General features: G+C 68.4%; 20 protein-coding genes. 13 read left to right on the plus strand and 7 right to left on the minus strand.

From position 1 onward, the window contains the following. The first annotated feature begins 120 nt into the window (after window positions 1-120). The 10 genes from IG196_RS13060 to IG196_RS13105 all read left to right on the plus strand — a co-directional run bounded on the left by IG196_RS13060 (window position 121) and on the right by IG196_RS13105 (window position 9,973). Window positions 121-1,665 (plus strand): sigma-54 interaction domain-containing protein, encoded by a 1,545-nt coding sequence (locus tag IG196_RS13060; protein ID WP_101492911.1) that lies wholly within the window; start codon window positions 121-123, stop codon window positions 1,663-1,665. Further along, window positions 1,662-1,928, plus strand: coding sequence for a hypothetical protein (locus IG196_RS13065; RefSeq protein WP_192196496.1), 267 nt, complete (start codon window positions 1,662-1,664; stop codon window positions 1,926-1,928). Before IG196_RS13060 ends, IG196_RS13065 begins: the two co-directional genes overlap by 4 nt. Before the next feature lie 156 nt (window positions 1,929-2,084). Beyond that, entirely contained in the window at window positions 2,085-3,272 is a 1,188-nt protein-coding gene (locus tag IG196_RS13070) for a substrate-binding domain-containing protein (RefSeq protein ID WP_101492913.1), read from the plus strand. A 175-nt stretch (window positions 3,273-3,447) separates the two neighbouring features. Next, window positions 3,448-4,902 carry a PHB depolymerase family esterase gene (locus IG196_RS13075; protein WP_192196497.1) on the plus strand — a complete coding sequence of 485 codons (1,455 nt, stop codon included), beginning with the start codon at window positions 3,448-3,450 and terminating at the stop codon, window positions 4,900-4,902. Between the two features lie 50 nt (window positions 4,903-4,952). Next, complete coding sequence (locus tag IG196_RS13080; RefSeq protein WP_192196498.1) at window positions 4,953-5,717, plus strand: ABC transporter ATP-binding protein; 765 nt, start codon at window positions 4,953-4,955, stop codon at window positions 5,715-5,717. Then, window positions 5,714-6,442: an ABC transporter ATP-binding protein gene (locus IG196_RS13085; protein ID WP_192196499.1), complete on the plus strand. Its 729-nt coding sequence runs from the start codon at window positions 5,714-5,716 to the stop codon at window positions 6,440-6,442. The genes IG196_RS13080 and IG196_RS13085 overlap by 4 nt, the downstream gene beginning before the upstream one ends. Then, a complete protein-coding gene (locus tag IG196_RS13090; RefSeq protein WP_192196500.1) occupies window positions 6,439-7,419 on the plus strand; it encodes a branched-chain amino acid ABC transporter permease in 981 nt (326 codons plus the stop codon). The genes IG196_RS13085 and IG196_RS13090 overlap by 4 nt, the downstream gene beginning before the upstream one ends. A gap of 13 nt (window positions 7,420-7,432) precedes the next feature. Then, window positions 7,433-8,500 (plus strand): branched-chain amino acid ABC transporter permease, encoded by a 1,068-nt coding sequence (locus IG196_RS13095; protein WP_101492918.1) that lies wholly within the window; start codon window positions 7,433-7,435, stop codon window positions 8,498-8,500. Next, window positions 8,497-9,414: an alpha/beta fold hydrolase gene (locus tag IG196_RS13100; protein WP_412556378.1), complete on the plus strand. Its 918-nt coding sequence runs from the start codon at window positions 8,497-8,499 to the stop codon at window positions 9,412-9,414. The genes IG196_RS13095 and IG196_RS13100 overlap by 4 nt, the downstream gene beginning before the upstream one ends. A gap of 52 nt (window positions 9,415-9,466) precedes the next feature. Beyond that, window positions 9,467-9,973, plus strand: a complete 507-nt coding sequence (locus IG196_RS13105; RefSeq protein ID WP_192196501.1) for a DUF1993 family protein — start codon at window positions 9,467-9,469, stop codon at window positions 9,971-9,973. Between the two features lie 6 nt (window positions 9,974-9,979). Here IG196_RS13105 and IG196_RS13110 read toward each other — a convergent pair whose 3' ends face one another. After that, the gene (locus IG196_RS13110; protein WP_192196502.1) at window positions 9,980-10,831 is read right to left on the minus strand and encodes a class I SAM-dependent methyltransferase; all 852 of its coding nucleotides are present in this window, start codon (window positions 10,829-10,831) and stop codon (window positions 9,980-9,982) included. Beyond that, on the minus strand, window positions 10,828-11,868 hold the full coding sequence (hemH, locus tag IG196_RS13115; RefSeq protein ID WP_192196503.1) for a ferrochelatase: 1,041 nt from the start codon (window positions 11,866-11,868) through the stop codon (window positions 10,828-10,830). Before hemH ends, IG196_RS13110 begins: the two co-directional genes overlap by 4 nt. 15 nt (window positions 11,869-11,883) lie before the next feature. On the opposite strand from hemH, the gene IG196_RS13120 reads away from it, so the two are divergent. Further along, complete coding sequence (locus tag IG196_RS13120; RefSeq protein WP_192196504.1) at window positions 11,884-12,615, plus strand: HAD family hydrolase; 732 nt, start codon at window positions 11,884-11,886, stop codon at window positions 12,613-12,615. Window positions 12,616-12,627: 12 nt separating this feature from the next. On the opposite strand, the gene IG196_RS13125 is transcribed toward IG196_RS13120, so the two are convergent. Then, window positions 12,628-12,933 (minus strand): NIPSNAP family protein, encoded by a 306-nt coding sequence (locus IG196_RS13125; RefSeq protein ID WP_192196505.1) that lies wholly within the window; start codon window positions 12,931-12,933, stop codon window positions 12,628-12,630. 120 nt (window positions 12,934-13,053) lie between these two features. Here IG196_RS13125 and IG196_RS13130 point away from each other — a divergent pair, with 120 nt between their 5' ends. Beyond that, window positions 13,054-13,695, plus strand: a complete 642-nt coding sequence (locus tag IG196_RS13130) for a LysE family translocator (protein ID WP_192196506.1) — start codon at window positions 13,054-13,056, stop codon at window positions 13,693-13,695. Between the two features lie 15 nt (window positions 13,696-13,710). Here the strand turns inward: IG196_RS13130 and IG196_RS13135 are convergent, their stop codons facing one another. The 4 genes from IG196_RS13135 to hpnC are packed head-to-tail and all read right to left on the minus strand — an operon-like array spanning window position 13,711 to window position 17,005. After that, window positions 13,711-14,019, minus strand: coding sequence for a hypothetical protein (locus IG196_RS13135; RefSeq protein ID WP_099796713.1), 309 nt, complete (start codon window positions 14,017-14,019; stop codon window positions 13,711-13,713). 4 nt (window positions 14,020-14,023) lie between these two features. Beyond that, a complete protein-coding gene (hpnE, locus tag IG196_RS13140; RefSeq protein WP_192196507.1) occupies window positions 14,024-15,289 on the minus strand; it encodes a hydroxysqualene dehydroxylase HpnE in 1,266 nt (421 codons plus the stop codon). A 19-nt stretch (window positions 15,290-15,308) separates the two neighbouring features. Then, entirely contained in the window at window positions 15,309-16,148 is an 840-nt protein-coding gene (hpnD, locus tag IG196_RS13145; RefSeq protein ID WP_192196508.1) for a presqualene diphosphate synthase HpnD, read from the minus strand. Continuing rightward, a complete protein-coding gene (gene hpnC, locus IG196_RS13150) occupies window positions 16,145-17,005 on the minus strand; it encodes a squalene synthase HpnC (protein ID WP_412556379.1) in 861 nt (286 codons plus the stop codon). The genes hpnD and hpnC overlap by 4 nt, the downstream gene beginning before the upstream one ends. Before the next feature lie 145 nt (window positions 17,006-17,150). Here hpnC and IG196_RS13155 point away from each other — a divergent pair, with 145 nt between their 5' ends. Then, window positions 17,151-19,082: a potassium transporter Kup gene (locus tag IG196_RS13155; RefSeq protein ID WP_412556390.1), complete on the plus strand. Its 1,932-nt coding sequence runs from the start codon at window positions 17,151-17,153 to the stop codon at window positions 19,080-19,082. Window positions 19,083-19,126: the final 44 nt, after the last annotated feature.

Below are 19,126 nucleotides of genomic sequence, written 5' to 3' on the forward strand. Positions count from 1 at the left end.
GAAATCAAACGATTGATTTACTTAAGGCTTGCTGAAGGCTTTTGTTTTTGGTTGCATATCGAGGGTGAGCGAGGCCCTGCCTCCCGCAGGGCGGGGCGCCGCACACAGTACGATCCGCGCATGCCCGTTGCTCCCTCCGCCGCCGCACCGCCGCCCGCCTTGCCCCTGGACGCCGAAGGCATCCTCGCGCTCGCCGCGCGTTCGATGTTTCATTTGTTTTCGAGCATCAGCCAGGGCATGTTCCTGGTCGACCGCAGCGGGCGCATCGTCTGGGTGAACGAGGGCTACCGGCGCTTCCTGCCGGCGCTGGGCTTCTCGTCCATCGACGAGTTCATGGGGCACATGGTCGAGGACGTGATTCCCAACACCATGATGCGCCGCGTGCTCGACACCGGCGAGCCGATCCTCATCGACCTGCTGACCAACAAGGCGGGCACGTTTGTCGTGAGCCGCATCCCGCTGCGCGAAGAGCGTGAGGACGGCGACCGGGGCCTGGGCGAAGTGATCGGCGCCATCGGCATCGTGCTGTTCGACCAGCCCGAGACCACGCTGCAACCGCTCATCAGCAAGTTCGCGTTGCTGCAGCGCGACCTCGACGACGCGCGGCGCGAGCTGGCCAGCCAGCGCAACAACCCGCTCTACCAGCACGCGCCCGACGGCCAGCGCCGTTCCAAGTACACCTTCGCGAGCTTCATCGGCAGCAGCCCGGCGGCCGTCGAAGTGAAGCGCCATGCGCGCCGCGCCGCGCAGTCGACCAGCCCGGTGCTGCTGCTCGGCGAAACCGGCACCGGCAAGGAGCTGCTGGCGCACGCGATCCACGCGTCGTCCACGCGCGCCAAGGGCCAGTTCGTCAGCGTCAACATCGCGGCCGTGCCCGACACGCTGCTCGAGGCCGAGTTCTTCGGCTTCGCGCCCGGCGCCTTCACCGGCGCCGACAAGCGAGGGCGCGAAGGCAAGTTCAAGCTGGCCGACGGCGGCAGCCTGTTCCTCGACGAAATCGGCGACATGCCGCTCGGCCTGCAGGCCAAGCTGCTGCGCGCGTTGCAGGAAGGCGAGATCGAACCGCTGGGCTCCAACAAGCTGATTCCCTTCGACGCCCGCGTGATCGCCGCCACCTCGCGCGACCTGCCCGAGCTGGTGCGGCGCGGCCTGTTCCGCGAAGACCTGTATTACCGCCTCAACGTGCTGCCGCTGCGCGTGCCACCGCTGCGCGAGCGGCGCAGCGACATCCCGGCGCTGGTCGAGGCACTGGGCGAAGACATGGCGCTGCGCAGCGGCGAGGCGCCGCCCGAGCTCACGCCCGACGCGCTCGCGCTGCTGGCCGGCCAGCACTGGCGCGGCAACATCCGCGAGCTGCGCAACGTGCTGGAGCAGGTGACGATGCGCAGCGACTCGCAGCGCATCGATGCGGCGCAGCTCGAACGCATCTTGCGCGAGGCGGGGCTGGAGCAGATCGAGGCGCCCGACACTTCGCACAGCCTGCGCGATGTCGACCAGGAGGCGGCCCTGCTGCGCCCGCTGTCGCAGCAGGTGGCCGAGCTGGAGCGCAAGGCGATTGCCGCCGCGCTCGAAAGCACCGGCGGCAACAAGCTCGCGACCTCGCGGCTGCTCGGCATTTCGCGCGCCACGTTGTACGAGCGCATGACAGGGATGGGGTTGTCATGAGCGTGAAGGCACTGCGTTCCACCTTCGGCCCGAACTGCCATTGGTGCGGCCTGCCGATGGACTTCGACGAGCCGCATGGGCGGCCCGAGTCGGCCACCATCGAACACCTGCTCGACGCCACGCTGGGCGGCGTGCGCCAGCAGAAGCACCGGCGCCTCGCGCACGCGGTGTGCAACCACACGCGCAACGCGCTGCGGATGCAGGCCGAACGTGAGTTCGAAGGCTGGCTCGCGGCGCGCCGCGACTCTGCTGGGAAACCCTGACTGATTAAAAGACAGTTGTCTGAAAATAAGACAACGCGAATGCACTGAAATCAGTCGAAACCGGTTGCGCCCGAATGAGGAAGCCTTTGTTATCAATGGCTTAGGCGGGTGGCACGAACTGTGCAATATTCAGTCACCTTTATCAGGAGACAAGACATGCACCGTCGCCACCTCATCGCCCTGGCCGCCCTGGGCGCCACCGCCGCAACCCTGCCCGCCTGGGCCCAATCGAACGAGATCCGCATCGCCCACGTCTACAGCAAGACCGGCGCGCTGGAGGCCTACGGCAAGCAGACGCAGACCGGCCTGATGATGGGCCTGAACTACGCCACCGGCGGCACGATGATGGTCAACGGCAAGAAGCTCGTGGTCCTCGAGAAGGACGACCAGGGCAAGCCCGACCTGGGCAAGTCGCTGCTGGCTGCTGCGTACTCCGACGACAAGGCCGCGCTCGCGGTCGGCCCGACCGCTTCGGGCGTGGCACTGGCGATGCTGCCGGTGGCCGAGGAATACAAGAAGATCCTGATCGTCGAGCCCGCCGTGGCCGACTCGATCACCGGCGACAAGTGGAACAAGTACATCTTCCGCACCGGCCGCAACTCGAGCCAGGACGCCATCTCCAACGCCGTGGCCATCGACAAGGCCGGCGTCACCGTCGCCACGCTCGCACAAGACAACGCCTTCGGCCGCGACGGCGTGAAGGCCTTCGGCGCTGCGCTGAAGAAAGCCAAGCTCGCGCACGAGGAATACCTGCCGCCCACGACCACCGACTTCACGGCCGGCGCGCAGCGCCTGATCGACAAGCTGAAGGACCAGCCGGGCCGCAAGATCATCTGGATCGTCTGGGCCGGCGCGGGCAACCCGTTCAAGATCGTCGACCTCGACCTGAAGCGCTACGGCATCGAGATCGCCACCGGCGGCAACATCCTGCCGGCCATGGCGGCCTACAAGTCGCTGCCGGGCATGGAAGGCGCGGCCTACTACTACTTCGGCATCCCGAAGAACCCGGTGAACGAGGCGCTGGTCGCGGCCCACTACAAGGAATTCAAGACGCCGCCGGACTTCTTCACGGCCGGCGGTTTCTCGGCCGCGATGGCGGTGGTGACGGCGCTGAAGAAGACCAACGGCGACACCAACACCAACAAGCTCATCAGCACCATGGAAGGCATGAGCTTCGACACGCCCAAGGGCAAGATGACCTTCCGCAAGGAAGACCACCAGGCGATGCAGTCGATGTACCACTTCAAGATCAAGGCCGACCCAGCGTTCGCGTGGGGCGTGCCCGAGCTGGTGCACGAGATCAAGCCCGAAGAGATGGACATCCCCATCAAGAACAAGCGCTGAACACGCGCTGATCGCCCCCTGAACCCGCGGCGCGCATGCAGGCGCCGCCCCCTTTTCGCCCCGGATGGCCGCCGGGCGAAGCGCCAGCCTGCGCCTGCGCACGCTGTCGCGCTCCACGGCCAATTCGTCAGTCTGCAAGCAAGCGTTCGAGCAAACACAACAGAAGGAGACAGCGATGCCAGCGATGCGATGGAACAACTGGAAGGGGTTTGCCGCAGCAGCGGTGATCACGGCCGCGGCGCAGGCCGCCACGGCGGCTGTGCCGCTGCCGGCACTCGGCGCCAACCCGGCGGAGGTGAGCGTGTCCGGCCTGTCGGCGGGCGGCTTCATGGCGGTGCAGCTGCACGTGGCTTACTCGGCCACCTTCAAGCGCGGCGCGGGCGTGGTCGCCGGCGGTCCGTACTACTGCGCCGAAGGCTCGGTGCTCAATGCCACCGGGCGCTGCATGACGCACAGCACCAGCATCCCCGTGTCGACGCTCGTGAGCACCACCAACAGCTGGGCCGCCAGCGGTGCGATCGACCCGGTGTCGAACCTCACCAACTCCAAGGTGTACCTGTTCTCGGGCACCTCCGACAACACCGTCAAGCAGCCGGTGATGGACGACCTGAAGACGTATTACCAGAGCTTCGTGCCGGCCGCCAACACGGTCTACAAGAACAACCTCGGCGCGGGCCACGCGATGGTCACCGACGACTACGGCGGCGCCTGCAGCACCACGGCCGCGCCGTACATCAACAACTGCGGCTTCGACCTCGCAGGCGAAATCCTCACGCAGCTGTACGGCCCGCTGAACCCGCGCAACAACGGCACGCTCGGCGGCACCTTCACCGAGTTCAACCAGTCGGAGTTCGTCACCGGCCACGGCGTGGCCGCCACCGGCTGGCTCTACGTGCCGCAGGCCTGCACCACCACCTCGTGCCGCGTGCACCTGGTGCTGCACGGCTGCAAGCAGAACTACACCGACGTGAGCGACCAGTACGTCAAGAAGACCGGCTACAACCGCTGGGCCGACACCAACAACATCATCCTGATCTACCCGCAGACCAGCACCGCGGCCACCAACAGCTGCTGGGACTGGTGGGGCTACGACAGCGCCAACTACGCCAAGAAGTCGGGCCCGCAGATGGCGGCCATGAAGGCCATGATCGACCGCGTGACCGGTTCGGCCGGTGGCGGCGGGCTGCCGGCGCCCACGGGCGTGGGCACCTCGGGTGCGACCAGCAGCAGCATGGTCGTCGGCTGGGCCGGCGTCTCGGGCGCCAGTGGCTACAACGTGTACCGCGGCGGCAGCAAGGTCAACGCCTCGCCGGTGGCCGGCACCAGCTACACCGACACCGGCCTGGCCGCGTCGACCACCTACAGCTGGACCGTGGCTGCGCTGAACGCGAGCAACGTCGAAGGCGCGATGTCGACGGCCGCCACGGGCGCGACCACGGCGGGTTCGGGTGGCGGCGGAACCTGCTACACCGCGAGCAACTACACGCACACCATCGCCGGGCGCGCCTATGCGCTGTGGGGGCTGACCTATGCCAACGGCTCGGGCCAGTCGATGGGCCTGTGGAACATCTACGCCATGACCACGCTGAAGCAGACGGGCACCAACTACTACGTGATCGGCACCTGTTGAGGCCGTTCACCGAGCACTGATTTTTTTCGATTCGCAAGGACCTTTCCACAATGCTTGAGACCCGGGATCTGACCATCCGCTTCGGAGGGCACGTGGCCGTCAACAGCGTGAGCTGCGCATTCGCGCCAGGCACGCTGACGGCCATCGTCGGCCCCAACGGCGCGGGCAAGACCACTTACTTCAACCTGATCTCCGGGCAGCTCAAGGCCACGGCCGGCACGGTGTCGCTCGACGGGCAACCGTTGTCGCACCTGTCGCCGTCGTCGCGCACACACGCCGGGCTGGGGCGCGCGTTCCAGCTCACGAATCTGTTCCCGAACCTCACGGTGCTGGAGAACGTGCGGCTCGCCGTGCAGGCCACGCGTGCCGGCGCGCACCGGCACGGGCTCAACCTGTGGAGCATCTGGAGCGACCACAAGGCGCTGACCGAACGCGCCGACCAGATCCTGACCGACGTGGCGCTGGAGCCGCGCGCCCACGCCACCGTGGCCAGCCTGCCGCACGGCGACCAGCGCAAGCTCGAGGTGGCGCTGTTGATGGCGCTCGAGCCCAAGGTCTTCATGTTCGACGAGCCCACGGCCGGCATGCACGCGGCCGAGGCGCCCGTCATCCTCGACCTGATCCGCAAACTGAAGCAGGACAAGACCAAGACCATCCTGCTGGTCGAACACAAGATGGACGTGGTGCGCGAACTCGCGGACCGCATCATCGTGCTGCACAACGGCACGCTCGTGGCAGACGGCGAACCGGCCGAGGTGATCGCCTCGCCGGTCGTGCAAGAGGCCTACCTGGGCATCGCGAAGGAGGCCGCATGAGCGCCGACAACCTCCTGACCCTCGAAGGCGTGCAGACGCACATCGGGGCGTACCACATCCTGCACGGCGTCGACCTCGCCGTGCCCAGGGGCCAGCTCACCATGCTGCTGGGCCGCAACGGCGCGGGCAAGACCACCACGCTGCGAACCATCATGGGCCTGTGGCATGCGTCGCAGGGCAGGGTGCAGTTCGACGGCAAGGACATCACGGCGATGCACACGCCGCAGATCGCCGGACTCGGCGTGGCCTACGTGCCCGAGAACATGGGCATCTTTTCCGACCTCACGGTGAAGGAGAACATGGTGCTGGCCGCGCGCGGCGCGAAGAACGCCGACGCCATCGACGACACGCGCCTGAAGTGGATCTTCAAGCTCTTCCCCGCGGTCGAGAAGTTCTGGAACCACCCGGCCGGCAAGCTGTCGGGCGGGCAAAAGCAGATGCTGGCCGTGTCGCGCGCCATCGTCGAGCCGCGCCAGCTGCTCATCATCGACGAGCCGAGCAAGGGCCTGGCGCCCGTGATGATCAACAACATGATCGAAGCCTTCGGCGAGCTCAAGCGCAGCGGCGTGACGATCCTGCTGGTCGAACAGAACATCCACTTCGCCCAGCGCCTGGGCGACACCGTCGCGGTGATGGACAACGGCCGCGTGGTGCACAGCGGCTCGATGGCCGCGTTTTCCGCCGATGCGCAACTGCAGCAATCGCTGCTCGGACTTGCCCTATGAAACTCGACTTCGACTGGAAGCCACTGCTTCTCGCCCCGGTACTCGCGCTCGTCGCACTGCCGCTCACCGGCTCTTTCTCCACCTGGCTCACGCTCACCGTGGCGGGGCTGGCGATGGGCATGATCATCTTCATCATCGCCTCGGGCCTCACGCTGGTGTTCGGCCTGATGGACGTGCTCAACTTTGGCCACGGCGTGTTCATTGCACTGGGTGCCTTCGTGGCCAGCAGCGTGCTCGGCCTCATGGGCGACTGGACCGGCTCGGGCGAGCTGTGGCGCAACCTCGTGGCCGTGTTTCCGGCCATGCTCGCCGCGATGGCGGTGGCCGGTGCCATCGGCCTGGCCTTCGAGCGCTTCATCGTGCGGCCGGTGTACGGCCAGCACCTGAAGCAGATCCTCATCACGATGGGCGGCATGATCATTGGCGAAGAGCTCATCAAGGTGATCTGGGGCCCGGCGCAGATTCCGCTGCCGCTGCCCGAGGCGCTGCGCGGCTCGCTGCTGATCGGCGACGCCGCCATCAGCAAGTACCGGCTGCTCGCGGTGGCCGTGGGCGTGGTGGTGTTCGGCGTGCTCGCCTGGACGCTGGGCCGCACCAAGATCGGCCTGCTCATCCGCGCCGGCGTGCAAGACCGCGAGATGGTCGAGTCGCTGGGTTACCGCATCGGGCGCCTGTTCGTCGGCGTGTTCGTGGTGGGCAGCGCGCTGGCCGGCCTGGGCGGCGTGATGTGGGGGCTGTTTCAGCAGAACCTGGTGCCGCAGATGGGCGCGCAGGTCAACGTGCTGATCTTCATCGTGATCATCATCGGCGGGCTGGGCTCGACCGGCGGGGCGCTGCTCGGCGCGGTGCTGGTGGGGCTCATGACCAACTACATCGGCTTTTTGCTGCCCACGCTCACGCAGTTCGCGAGCATCTTCCTCATGGTGGCCGTGCTGCTGTGGCGCCCGCAGGGCGTGTACCCCGTGGCGAACCGTTGAGGAGAAAGCCGTCATGTTCCTGAAACGACTTCTCTCCAACGACATGCCCCGCAGTCGCCTGCTGGCACTGCTGCTGGTGGCGCTGTTCCTGGCGCTGGCGTTCGCGCCGTTCCTGTTCCCGGGCGTGAAGGCGCTCAGCGTCGCGGCCAAGATCCTGGTGTTCGTGGTGCTGGTCGCCAGCTTCGACCTGCTCTTGGGCTACACCGGCATCGTGAGCTTCGCGCACACGATGTTCTTCGGCATCGGCGCCTACGGCATCGCCATCTCGGCCTCGCGGCTCGGGCCCAACTGGGGCGCGGTGCTGGTGGGGCTGGGCGCGTCGCTCGCCATCTCGCTGGTGCTCTCGCTGGCCATCGGCTTGTTCTCGCTGCGGGTGCGCGCGATCTTCTTCGCGATGATCACGCTGGCCGTGGCCTCGGCGTTCCAGACGCTGGCCTCGCAGCTGTCGGACTTCACCGGCGGCGAAGACGGCCTGACCTTCAAGCTGCCCGAGCTGATCTCGCCGAGCTTCGAGTTCGCCGAAGAGCCCTTCCTCGGCGTCTCGCTCGACGGGCGGCTGCTGTGCTACTACCTGCTGTTCGTGGCGGCGGTGGTGCTGGTGCTGGCGATGCTGCGCATCGTGAACTCGCCCTTCGGCCGCGTGCTGCAGGCCATCCGCGAGAACGAGTTCCGCGCCGAGGCCATCGGCTACCGCGTGGTGGTGTACCGCACCACGGCGGCCGTGCTGTCGGCGCTGTTCGCCACACTGGCGGGCGCGATGCTCGCCATCTGGCTGCGCTACAACGGCCCCGACACCTCGCTGAGCTTCGAGATCATGATCGACGTGCTGCTCATCGTGGTGATCGGCGGCATGGGCACGATCTACGGCGCGGCCATCGGTGCGGTGCTGTTCGTGGTGGCGCAGAGCTATCTGCAGGACCTGCTGCGCATGGGCAGCGAGGCCGCGAGCGGGCTGCCGTGGCTGGCGGCGCTGCTGTCGCCCGACCGCTGGCTGCTGTGGCTGGGCGTGCTGTTCGTGCTGTCGGTGTATTACTTCCCGACCGGCATCGTCGGCAAGCTGCGGGCGAGGGCGGCGAAATGAGCGACGGCAACAACAACAGCACCATGACGCCGTCATCGCACATCTCGCCGACATCGCACTACGCCCGACTCTGCGGCCGCGAAATCCACTGGCTCGATTGGGGCGCCGCCAACGCGCCCGTCGTCATCGCCTGGCACGGCCTGGCGCGCACCAGCCGCGACATGGACGAGCTGGCGCAGCACTTCGCGGCGCGCGGCTTCCGCGTGATCTGCCCCGACACGCTGGGGCGCGGCCTGAGCCAGTGGAGCCCGGTGCCCGACGACGAATACACGCTCGCGTTCTACGCGCGCCTGGCCAATGCGCTGTGTGACGAATTGCGGCTGGGCCGTGTGCACTGGGTGGGCACCTCGATGGGCGGCGCGATCGGCACCGTCTGCGCGTCGGGCCTGTTCGAGCCGCGCATGAAGGCGCGCATCGCCAGCCTCACGCTCAACGACAACGCACCGCAGCTCGCGCAGGCCGCCATCGAGCGCATCCGCGCCTATGCTGGCGACCCGCCGGCCTTCGATACGGTCGCCGAACTCGAGGCCTTCTTCCGCACGGTCTACAAGCCCTACGGTTGGCTCAGCGATGCGCAGTGGCGCCGCCTGACCGAAAGCTCCACGCGCCGCCTGACCGACGGTCGCGTCACGCCGCACTACGACCCGGCGATGGTCAAGCAGTTCAGCGCGCACGACAACGACTACCTGATCTGGCCGCACTACGACGTGATCGAGGCGCCGGTGCTGTGCCTGCGCGGCGCCGAGTCCGACCTGGTGCTGCCCGAGGTGATCGACGAGATGCACCGGCGCGGACCGGGCGCGGCCGGGCGCCTGCAGGTGATCGAGGTGCAGGGGTGCGGTCACGCGCCCGCGCTCAACGTGGCGGAGCAACTGGACCCGATCGAAGGGTTTATTCGCGCGGCCGGTCGTTGAAGGCACGGCCGGATCACAATCCGGCCGACTTCAACTCCAAGATCACCTCGCCATGGCCCTCTCGATGTACGACCTGTCCGTGCCGGTTTTCACGCGCGGACTCGGCCAGCTGACCCACCTGCTCGACAAGGGCCTCGCGCATGCGAAGGCCCAGGGCATCGACACGGCGACGCTGGTCGACGCGCGCCTCGCGCCCGACATGCTCACGCTGGCCGGCCAGATCCAGCGCGCGAGCGATGCCTCGAAGCTGGGCACGGCGCGCATTGCCGGCATCACCGCCCCGAGCTTTCCCGACGAGGAAAAGACCTGGGACGACCTGCTGGCGCGCATCGCGAAGACGCAGGACTTTCTGGCGACCGTGGACCGCGCGCTCATCGACGGCCAGGAAGAACGCCCCGTGACCATCAAGGCGCGCGAAGGCGAGGCGCACTTCACGGCGCAGCGCTACCTGCTGCAGTTCGCGCTGCCGAACTTCTTCTTCCATGTGACCACCGCCTACGACGTGCTGCGCCACAAGGGCGTGCCCGTCGGCAAGATGGATTTTCTCGGCCGCTTCTGAGTTGGTTCAGGCGCGGCGTGCCGCCAGCGCGTACATCAGCGGAATGCGCGGCATGCCTTCGGGCGGCGCCATGCGCCGTCCGCCCATGTCGCGCATGCCTTCGAAGGGCTTCCAGCCGTTGGTGTACGGGTACTCCTCGAAGCGCTCGATGGCCAGGCCGGCCTGCGCGAGCGCGGTCGTCACCTGGCCCACGCCCCAGGTGAACTCGAAGCTCGGGTGCGGGTTGCGAAAGCCCTGCACGCCGGGCATCGGGCGGTCGTCCGGCACGAGGCCGTCGCCCGACTCGGCCACGTAGTCGCCCACGCCTTCCTCGGGCACGGGCGCGTCGTTGAAGTAGTCGTAGCGAAACTTCCACTGTGGGTCGAACACCAGCGCAAACGGGTGGAACTCGACGATCACGAAGCGACCGCCCGGCTTGAGCAGCTGTGCCACGCCGCGCGCCCACGCGCCGAGGTCGGACAGCCAGCACAGCGTGCCGTACGAACAGAACACGAGGTCGTGGCGCTCGCCGCGCGCGGCGGCGGCCTCGAAGTAGTCGTAGACGTCCGCACGTTCGAAGCGAGCCGCCACGCCGGAGTCGGCCGAGAGCCGGGTCGCGAAGTCGATGGCTTCGTCGGAGATGTCGACGCCGGTTACGTGTGCGCCGCGGCGCGCGATGCTCAGGCTGTCTTGCCCCGCGTTGCACTGCAGGTGCAGCACCGAGAGGCCATTCACGTCGCCGAGCAGGGCGCTCTCTTCTGGGAACAGCGTGGAGCCGCCCGCGCGGAAGAAGGCGGCCTGGTCGCCCTTGTGGCTGTTGTGCGCGACCGTGGCCGCGTTCCACGACTGGCGGTTGGCTTCGTGCAGGTCTTTCTTCATGGTGTGGTCGTGTCTGGCCGGGTCGGCCAGCCCGCGAGGTGGCGTTCGGCGATGCCCGCGAGCGCGGTGATCCACACCGGGCTGTCGTTGAGGCAGGGGATGTAGCCGAAGCGTTCGCCGCCCGCATGCAGGAAGGCTTCGCGGCCTTCCATCGCAATCTCTTCGAGCGTTTCGAGGCAGTCGGCCGGAAAGCCCGGGCACACCACGTCGACGTGCTTCACGCCGCTGGCGCCGAGTTCGCGCAAGGTCGGTTCGGTGTAAGGCTCCAGCCACTTGGCGCGGCCGAAGCGCGACTGGAAGGTCGTGCGGTACTGCGTGGACGCCAGGCCCAGCCGCGCCGCGAGCAGGCGCGCGGTCTCGAGGCACTGCGCCTCGTAGGGATCGCCGAGCGCGATGTTGCGCGCGGGAATGCCGTGGAAGCTCATCACCAGCAGCTCGCCGCGGCCTTCGGTCGTCCAGTGCTTCTCGATGCCTTGCGCGAGCGCTTCGATGTAGGCGGGGTCGTCGTGGTACTGGTTGACGAAGCGGAATTCGGGAATGCGGCGTTGCTTGCCGCTCCAGTCGTTCACCGCATCGATCACGCTCGCGGTGGTCGTGGCCGAATACTGCGGGTAGGCCTGCAGCACCAGCACGCGCGTGGCGCCCTCGGCCTGCAATGCGTCGAGCCGCGAGGCGATCGACGGGTTGGCGTAGCGCATGGCGTCGCGCACCGTCACGCGGTGGCCGCGCTCGCCGAGCCAGCCGGCCAGCAGGGTGGCCTGCTTCTGCGTCCAGACCTTGAGCGGCGAGCCCTCGGGCAGCCAGATGCTCGCGTACTTCGCGGCCGATTTCGCGGGCCGCGTGCGCAGGATGATGCCGTGCAGGATCAGCGCCCACAGCACCCTGGGAATCTCGACCACGCGCGGGTCGCCCAGGAAGTCGGCGAGGTAGGGGCGCACCGCGGCGGCGGTGGGCGCGTCGGGCGAACCGAGGTTGCACCAGAGCACGGCGGTGCGGTCGTTCTTGCTGTTCTGACTGTCTTGGGGGGCGAGAGGCATGCGATATTCTCGGGCATGACTTCCGCTTCCCCGGCGCCCGGCGGCGCCACGCCGCTCGACATCTCGCGCATTTCGGCGATCACGCTCGACCTCGATGACACGCTGTGGCCGATCTGGCCGACCATCGAACGCGCCGAGCGCGTGCTGCACGAATGGCTGCTGCGCGAGGCGCCCAAGACGGCCTCGCTGCTGCTCACGCCGGGCGTGCTGCGCGAGTTGCGCGAAGCCACCGCCAAGGAGCGCTCCGACCTCGCGCACGACCTGAGCGCGCTGCGCCGCGAGTCGATCCGCACGGCGCTCACGCGCGCGGGCGAAGACCCGGCGCTGGCCGACCCGGCCTTCGATGCTTTCTTCGAAGAGCGCCAGCGCGTCACGCTGTACGACGACGCGCTGCCGGCGCTCAAGTGGCTCAGCGAGCGCTACCCGCTGGTGGCGGTGTCGAACGGCAACGCCGACATCCAAAAGACCGGCGTCGGCCGGTGGTTTCGCACCGCCTTCAATGCGCGCGCCTTCGGCAGCGGCAAGCCGCACGCGCCGATCTTCCGCGCCGCGGCGGCCTCGGTCGGCCTGCTGCCCAAAGACGTGCTGCACGTGGGCGACGATGCCGCGCTCGACGTGGTGGGCGCGCTCAACGCCGGCATGCAGGCCGCATGGCTGGTGCGCGACGAGCGCCCGTGGGAGCACGGTGCGCGCCCGCAGCTGATCGTGCCCAACCTGCACGCGCTGTGCATCGCGCTGGGCGCCTGAGCTTTCTTCGGGTCAGCGGAACACGGGTCGGAAGAAGCTGCGCTCGTAGCTGACGATGCAGCGCGTTTCTTCGGCGTAGCGGAAGGCGGCCTGGCAGTTGGCGTCCTGCATCGAATCGGCGCGGTAGGTTTCGTACGCGGCCAGGCTGGGGAAGCTGAACATCGCCAGCGCGACGTTGTTCGCGCCTTCGGACGGCAGGAAGTAGCCGTGGTGCTGGCCGCCGAACTTCTCGACCAGCGGAATCCAGAGCTTGCCGTAGTGCTCGAATTCCTTGAGCTTGAACGGGTCGACGATGTAGCGCAGGTAGCAGGTGATCATGGGTGACGGAGGTCTAGGGACTATCGGCACGGCCTCAGCGGCACGCGGCTGCCCGGACTATAGTTTTGCGGCCGCCTTCTTTCACTGCTTTCTTCATCGCGTCCGCGCGAATTTCCTCCCATGCATCTCTCCACCTGGCTCCTCTTTTGCGGCGTGACCCTGCTCGTCGTCTTCACGCCGGGCCCGGCCGTGCTGCTCGCGGTCTCGAACGCCATCACCGTCGGCCCGCGCCGCGCGATGATCAGTTCGCTGGGCAACGCCTGCGGGCTCTTCCTGGTGTCGGCCGCGGCGATGGGTGGGCTGGGCGTGGTGCTCAACACCTCGGCCACGGCCTTCATGGTGCTGAAGGTGGCGGGCGCGGGCTACCTCGTGTACCTGGGCATCCGGCAGTGGCGCAGCCGCACGAGCGTGTTCGCCGAGCTGCAGCCTTCGGGTGCACCGGCGCCTTCGCGCTCTGCGCGCCGGCTGTTCGGCCATGGCGTGACGGTGGCGCTGACCAATCCCAAGGGCATCCTGTTCTTCTCGGCGCTGTTCCCGCAGTTCCTCACGCACGACGCGCCGATCCTCACGCAGTTCGCCGTGCTCACGACGACGTTTTCGGTCGCGTCGGTGCTGGCGCATGGCTCGTACGTGCTGCTGGCGCGCCTGCTGAAGAAGCAGTTCGCGAACCCGAAGCGCGCGCAGCTTTTCAACCGCGTGTCGGGCGGCGTCTTCGTGCTGCTGGGGTTGAGCCTGCTGCGCCTGCGCAACAAGACGGCCTGAGTCGGCCGTCGCTTTTCAGTCGAGGCCGAAGCGCTCGCGCAGCGCCGCGCAGAAATCGGCGGTGCCGCTGAGCGAGAGCGTGAGGGTGTCCAGGCGCGGGTTCTCTTCCCGCGTGCGCTGCACGTCGCAGTCCCACATCGCACCTTCGTCGAGCGCGCCGCGCGCCCCCGGAAAGGTGGCCTCGGCCCAGGCCAGCACCAAAGCGATCTCGGCTTCCACCTCGGGCGTGCGCTCGGGCGGGGTCGAGGCCATGGCGTCGAAGGTGCCGTGGTCTTCGGTGTCTTCGCTGTAGTCGAAATCGAGGTAACGCAGGGTCGTGGTCATGGGGTCAGGGCGTGGCCAGCGCGCGCGCGACGGCCAGTCCGTTGAGGACGGCGCCTTCGAGCGTGGCGGGATAGGGGCCTTCGGTGTAGTCGCCGCAGGCCAGCAGCCCCGGCGCGATGGTGGCCGGCGGGCGCGCCAGGCCGGGCGTGCAGGCGAAGGTGGCGCGCTTCTCGACCACGGTCTGGATCGGCGTCAGCCCCGGTTGGCCGAGCTGCGTGCCGGCCTGGGCGAGCACCTGTTTCTCGAGCGTCTCGCGCGGCGTTTCATTGGCACTCACGACGAAGGCGAGCACGCCTTCTGGTCCGCCGAGCTGGCCGCGATCGAACACGAACTGGGCCGGTGCGCTGCCCGGCTGGCTGCGCAGCGCGAGCATCGGTTCGGCCAGCGGCGCGGCGCCGCGCACGTAGACCGTGGCGATCGCCTCGAAGCGCAGCGACTCGGTGACGTTGCACCAGCGCGAAGCAGCGGGCAGGCCGGTGGCGCGCGCGAGCCGTGCGGCGTCCCAGGGCGCGCCGGCGAGCACGGCCTGGTCGAAGACTTCGTCATCGACGCGCCATTGGTCGCCTTCGGGCGCGATGGCGCGCACGCGGTGGCCGATGCGCGTGGTGGCGCCGTGCTGGGCGAGCCATGCCAGCGCGGCATCGGGCAGCAGCGCGCCGAGGTCGACGCGCGGCAGCAGCAGGTCGGCACCGCCGTGCCCGCTGAACAGCGCGTCGTGCAGCACGCGCAGGAACACCTGGCCGCTGGACTGCGAAACCGGCGTGTTGAGCGCGGAGACGCACAGCGGCTCGATCAGCTCCTGCATCACGCGCGGCGTGAGGCCGGTGCAGAGCGTGGCGACGCTGGTGCCGGGCGCGCAGCGAAAGCCCGCGAGGCGCCAGCGCACGGCGGTGGACAGCAGCGCGGCCTTGTCGCGCCAGCGCCAGCCGCGCGCGGTGAAGATGCCGATGAGCAGGTCGAACGGCGGCGGCTGGCCCGCGGGCAGCTGCAGCCCGCCGCCGTCGGCAAAGCGCAGCGAGAGCGGCAGGCGCTGCAGGGCGGTGTCGACGTCCACACCCACGTCGCGCATGAGCGCGAGCGTGGCGGTGTAGGCGCCGATCAGGATGTGCTGGCCGTTGTCGAGCGCCATGCCATGCATGTGATCGACCCGCCGCGCGCGCCCGCCGGCCATCGGCGCGGCTTCGAACAGGGTGACGGCGTGGCCGAGGCGCGTGGCCTCGACGGCGCAGGCGAGGCCGGCCCAGCCGGCGCCGATGACGGCGAGCCTCATGGGCACGAAAGGTGGGGCGTCATATCCGGCCGAGGGCCTGGACTTTCCATGCCAGCCACAGCTTGCGCACGGGTGTCAGGCTGACGCGCTGGTTCAGCACCTGGAAGTCGTCGCGCTCAATCTCGCGCAGCAGCGTGCGGTAGATGCTGGCCATCATCAGGCCGGGCTTCTGGGTGCGGCGGTCGGCCAGCGGGAGCAGGGCCAGCGCTTCGTCGTAGGCGGCGTGGGCGCGCTGGGCCTGGAACTTCATGAGTGCGACAAAGCGGTCGGAGTGGATGCGGTTGAGGATCTCGTGCGCCTTCACGTCGAACTGCTGCAACTCGTTGACCGGCAGGTAGATGCGGCCGCGCAGCGCGTCTTCGCCCACGTCGCGCAGGATGTTGGTGAGCTGCAGCGCCAGGCCGAGCTTGTGGGCGTAGGCGGTGGTCTGCGGATCGGTCTGGCCGAAGATGCGCGCCGCGACTTCGCCCACCACACCGGCCACCAGGTGGCAGTAGCGCACGAGGCCGGGAAAGTCGAGATACCGGGTCTGGTCCAGGTCCATCTGGCAGCCGTCGATCACCTCGTGGAGCTGGCGCGCCTCGATGCCGTAGGCCGCGGCATGCGGCATGAGCGCCTGCATGACCGGATGGCGCGGCGTGCCGGCAAAGGCCTGAGCGACCTCGGTGCGCCACCAGGCGAGCTTGGTGGCGGCCACGCCGGGGTCGGTCACTTCGTCGACCACGTCGTCGACCTCGCGGCAGAAGGCATAAAAAGCCGTGATCGCGGCGCGCCGCGGCTTGGGCAGGAACAGGAAGGCGTAATAGAAACTGCTGCCCGAAGCGGCGGCCTTGTCTTGCACGTATTGCTCGGGATTCATCGGGGAGGCGCTGCGTTCATGGGGCGTGATTGTCTCCGCATCCGCCATGCCTTCCAGAGCAGCACCGGCGCATCGGCCTTGCTGACGGTGGGGCGCTGCGAGAAGGTGTCGAAGCCCAGGTCCTCGATCTTGTCGAGGATGCGCAGGCCGCCCTGCACCACAAGGCGCAGCTCCCAGCCCACGCGGCCCGGCAGGCGGTGCACGAGCGGGGCGCCCTCGGTCATGAGTTCGCGCGCCCAGAAGGCCACCACGGCGATCAGATTGATAGCTTCCTGCGGCGGTGGGGCGGGCGAAAGCGGCTCAAACACCTTGAAGTGCTCCGACGTCAGGCCGCGCCGCGCGCAGTCGGTGCGCGGAAAGTAGAAGCGGCCGCGCGGCAGGTCGACGCTCGGGTCTTGCCAGAAGTTGATGAGCTGCAGCGCGCTGCAGATGGCGTCGCTCTGGGCCAGCGCCTGCGCATCGGTCACGCCGTACAGGTGCAGCAGCAGCCGGCCGACCGGGTTGGCGGAGCGGCGGCAGTAGTCGAGCAGTTCGGCGCGGTCGGCGTAGGTGCCGCGATGGCGGGTTTTCTCGATGTCCTGCATGAAAGCGCTGAGCAGGTCGGCGAGCAGGTCTTCGGGCAGGCGGTACTCGGTGATGGCCCAGGCCAGCGGGCCGAACACATGGGGCCAGCGTGAGTCGGGCAATGCTTCGCCGCACGCGGCGGCGGCCAGTTCCTCGCGGTAGGCGCGCAGCTCGGCCAGGCGCGCATCGGGCGAGGCGTCGCCTTCGTCGGCGATGTCGTCAGCGGTGCGGGCAAAGTGGTAGATCGCGGCGATGGGCGGGCGCAGGTGCGGCGGGCACAGCCAGGAGGCCACGGGGAAGTTTTCGTAATGGGCCGGCGCGGCGGCATGACGGGGATTGGCAGGAGGAGTGGCGGACACGCCACGATTGTCGGCGACGTCATGTCCGGGCACTATGCTGGCGGCGTCGCCACTTTCCATCTCTCTTTCGCCCATGACGATGAAAGCAACTGCCGTGGCTTCCGGGACTGCCGGGACTTCGCCTTCCGCTTCGGGCGACACCGCACATCCGGCCGGGCCGGGGCTGATGATCGCGGCGCTGGGCGTCGTCTTCGGCGACATCGGCACCTCGCCGCTGTACGCCTTCAAGGAGACGATGAACCCCGAGCATGGCGTGCCGTTCTCGCCCGACGCGGTGCTGGGCCTGCTCTCGCTGATCTTCTGGGGCCTGATGTTCGTGGTGACGCTCAAGTACGTGGTGTTCGTGCTGCGCGCCGACCACGACGGCGAAGGCGGCATCCTGGCGTTGCAGGCGCTGGCGCGCAACGCGGTCTCGGGCTCGAAGACCCGGCCCTGGGTGTGGCGCGGGATCGGACTGCTGGGCCTGGTGGGCGCGGCCATGTTCTACGGCGACAGCCTGATCACGCCGGCGATCTCGGTGCTGTCGGCGGTCGAGGGCCTGGAGGTGCAGGCGCCGGTGCTGCAGCGTGCGGTGATCCCGATCACGGTGGCGATCCTCATCGGGCTGTTCATGGTGCAGAAGAAGGGCACGGGCGTGGTCGGCAAGATCTTCGGGCCGGTGATGCTGCTGTGGTTCCTGGTGCTGGGCCTGGCCGGCCTCTGGCAGGTGCTGCAGCAGCCGCAGGTGCTGGCGGCGCTCGATCCGCGCCGGGCGGTGGGCTTTCTGGTCGAGCACCGGGCGCAGTCGCTCGCGGTGCTGGGCGCGGTGTTCCTGGCGTTCACGGGCGGCGAGGCGCTGTATGCCGACATGGGGCACTTCGGCGCCAGGCCGATCCGGCTGGCGTGGATCTTCATCGCGCTGCCGGGACTGGTGCTCAACTATTTCGGGCAGGGCGCGCTGGTTCTGGCGAACCCGGCGGCCATCGACAACCCGTTCTTCCGGCTCTTTCCGTCGTGGGGCGTGCTGCCGATGGTGGTGCTCGCCGCGATGGCCACGGTGATCGCTTCGCAGGCGGTGATCTCGGGCGCCTTCTCGCTCACCGCACAGGCGATGCGCATGGGCTACCTGCCGCGCATGCGCGTGGTGCAGACCTCGGGCACGGCCATCGGGCAGATCTACGTGCCGGCCGTCAATTGGCTGCTGATGGTCGGCGTGCTGCTGCTGGTGCTGGGCTTCCGCAGCTCGGGGGCGCTGTCGGCGGCGTACGGCATCGCCGTGTCGATCACGATGGTGACCACCACGCTGCTGGCCGGCGTCGTCGCCTGGGGCCTCTGGCGCTGGAACAAGGTGGCGGTGGTGGTCGGCGTGCTGGCTTTCGCGGTGGTCGACCTGACCTTCGTGGTGTCCAACAGCCTGAAGGTGGCCGAGGGCGGCTGGCTCACGCTGGCGGTCGCGGCCGGGGTGATGGTGCTGTTCACCACCTGGGCCAAGGGCCGGCGCCTGGGCCTGGAAGCGGCGGCGGCCGACAGCCTGCCGCTGCGGCCCTTCGTCGAGTCGCTGGCGCGCCACCTGCCGCACCGGGTGAGCGGCACGGCCGTGTTCCTGAACCCCGACGCCACGGCGGTGCCGCACGCGCTGCTGCACAACCTCAAGCACAACCAGGTGCTGCACGAGCAGGTGATCGTGCTGCGCGTGCTCTCGTGCGACACGCCGCGCGTGGACGCGCGCCTGCGCATCGAGGCCGACCAGCTCATGGACGGCATCTGGGTGGTCACCGCGCGGCACGGCTTCATGGAACGGCCCGACGTGCCCGAGTTCATCCGCATCCTGGCCTACCAGAAGACGTTGGCCATCGACTCGATGAAGACCTCGTACTTTGTCTCCCGCGCCTCGGTGGGCGAGGAGAACCTGCCGGGCATGAACCCGGTGCGACGGGTGCTGTTCGGCTGGCTGCAGCGCAACGCGGGCCGGGCATCCGATTACTTCGAGCTTCCCGACAACCGGCTGGTCGAGATGGGGCAGAGAACGTAGCGGAAACAATTGGCCAACTGACCCGCGGGTCATTGACACTGTTT

The organism is Variovorax sp. 38R (assembly GCF_014843395.1).
Classification (GTDB): domain Bacteria; phylum Pseudomonadota; class Gammaproteobacteria; order Burkholderiales; family Burkholderiaceae_C; genus Variovorax; species Variovorax paradoxus_H.

What these genes read in the sequence shown, in the direction of transcription:
- hpnD (WP_192196508.1), bottom strand. Translation starts at nt 16,148, where the DNA reads ATGAATCCCGAGCAATACGTGCAAGACAAGGCCGCCGCTTCGGGCAGC.
- IG196_RS13120 (WP_192196504.1), top strand. Translation starts at nt 11,884, where the DNA reads ATGACTTCCGCTTCCCCGGCGCCCGGCGGCGCCACGCCGCTCGACATC.
- IG196_RS13075 (WP_192196497.1), top strand. Translation starts at nt 3,448, where the DNA reads ATGCCAGCGATGCGATGGAACAACTGGAAGGGGTTTGCCGCAGCAGCG.
- IG196_RS13135 (WP_099796713.1), bottom strand. Translation starts at nt 14,019, where the DNA reads ATGACCACGACCCTGCGTTACCTCGATTTCGACTACAGCGAAGACACC.
- IG196_RS13080 (WP_192196498.1), top strand. Translation starts at nt 4,953, where the DNA reads ATGCTTGAGACCCGGGATCTGACCATCCGCTTCGGAGGGCACGTGGCC.
- IG196_RS13090 (WP_192196500.1), top strand. Translation starts at nt 6,439, where the DNA reads ATGAAACTCGACTTCGACTGGAAGCCACTGCTTCTCGCCCCGGTACTC.
- IG196_RS13095 (WP_101492918.1), top strand. Translation starts at nt 7,433, where the DNA reads ATGTTCCTGAAACGACTTCTCTCCAACGACATGCCCCGCAGTCGCCTG.
- IG196_RS13070 (WP_101492913.1), top strand. Translation starts at nt 2,085, where the DNA reads ATGCACCGTCGCCACCTCATCGCCCTGGCCGCCCTGGGCGCCACCGCC.
- IG196_RS13125 (WP_192196505.1), bottom strand. Translation starts at nt 12,933, where the DNA reads ATGATCACCTGCTACCTGCGCTACATCGTCGACCCGTTCAAGCTCAAG.
- IG196_RS13065 (WP_192196496.1), top strand. Translation starts at nt 1,662, where the DNA reads ATGAGCGTGAAGGCACTGCGTTCCACCTTCGGCCCGAACTGCCATTGG.
- IG196_RS13060 (WP_101492911.1), top strand. Translation starts at nt 121, where the DNA reads ATGCCCGTTGCTCCCTCCGCCGCCGCACCGCCGCCCGCCTTGCCCCTG.
- IG196_RS13085 (WP_192196499.1), top strand. Translation starts at nt 5,714, where the DNA reads ATGAGCGCCGACAACCTCCTGACCCTCGAAGGCGTGCAGACGCACATC.
- hpnE (WP_192196507.1), bottom strand. Translation starts at nt 15,289, where the DNA reads ATGAGGCTCGCCGTCATCGGCGCCGGCTGGGCCGGCCTCGCCTGCGCC.
- IG196_RS13155 (WP_412556390.1), top strand. Translation starts at nt 17,151, where the DNA reads ATGAAAGCAACTGCCGTGGCTTCCGGGACTGCCGGGACTTCGCCTTCC.
- IG196_RS13110 (WP_192196502.1), bottom strand. Translation starts at nt 10,831, where the DNA reads ATGAAGAAAGACCTGCACGAAGCCAACCGCCAGTCGTGGAACGCGGCC.
- IG196_RS13100 (WP_412556378.1), top strand. Translation starts at nt 8,497, where the DNA reads ATGAGCGACGGCAACAACAACAGCACCATGACGCCGTCATCGCACATC.
- IG196_RS13105 (WP_192196501.1), top strand. Translation starts at nt 9,467, where the DNA reads ATGGCCCTCTCGATGTACGACCTGTCCGTGCCGGTTTTCACGCGCGGA.
- hemH (WP_192196503.1), bottom strand. Translation starts at nt 11,868, where the DNA reads ATGCCTCTCGCCCCCCAAGACAGTCAGAACAGCAAGAACGACCGCACC.
- IG196_RS13130 (WP_192196506.1), top strand. Translation starts at nt 13,054, where the DNA reads ATGCATCTCTCCACCTGGCTCCTCTTTTGCGGCGTGACCCTGCTCGTC.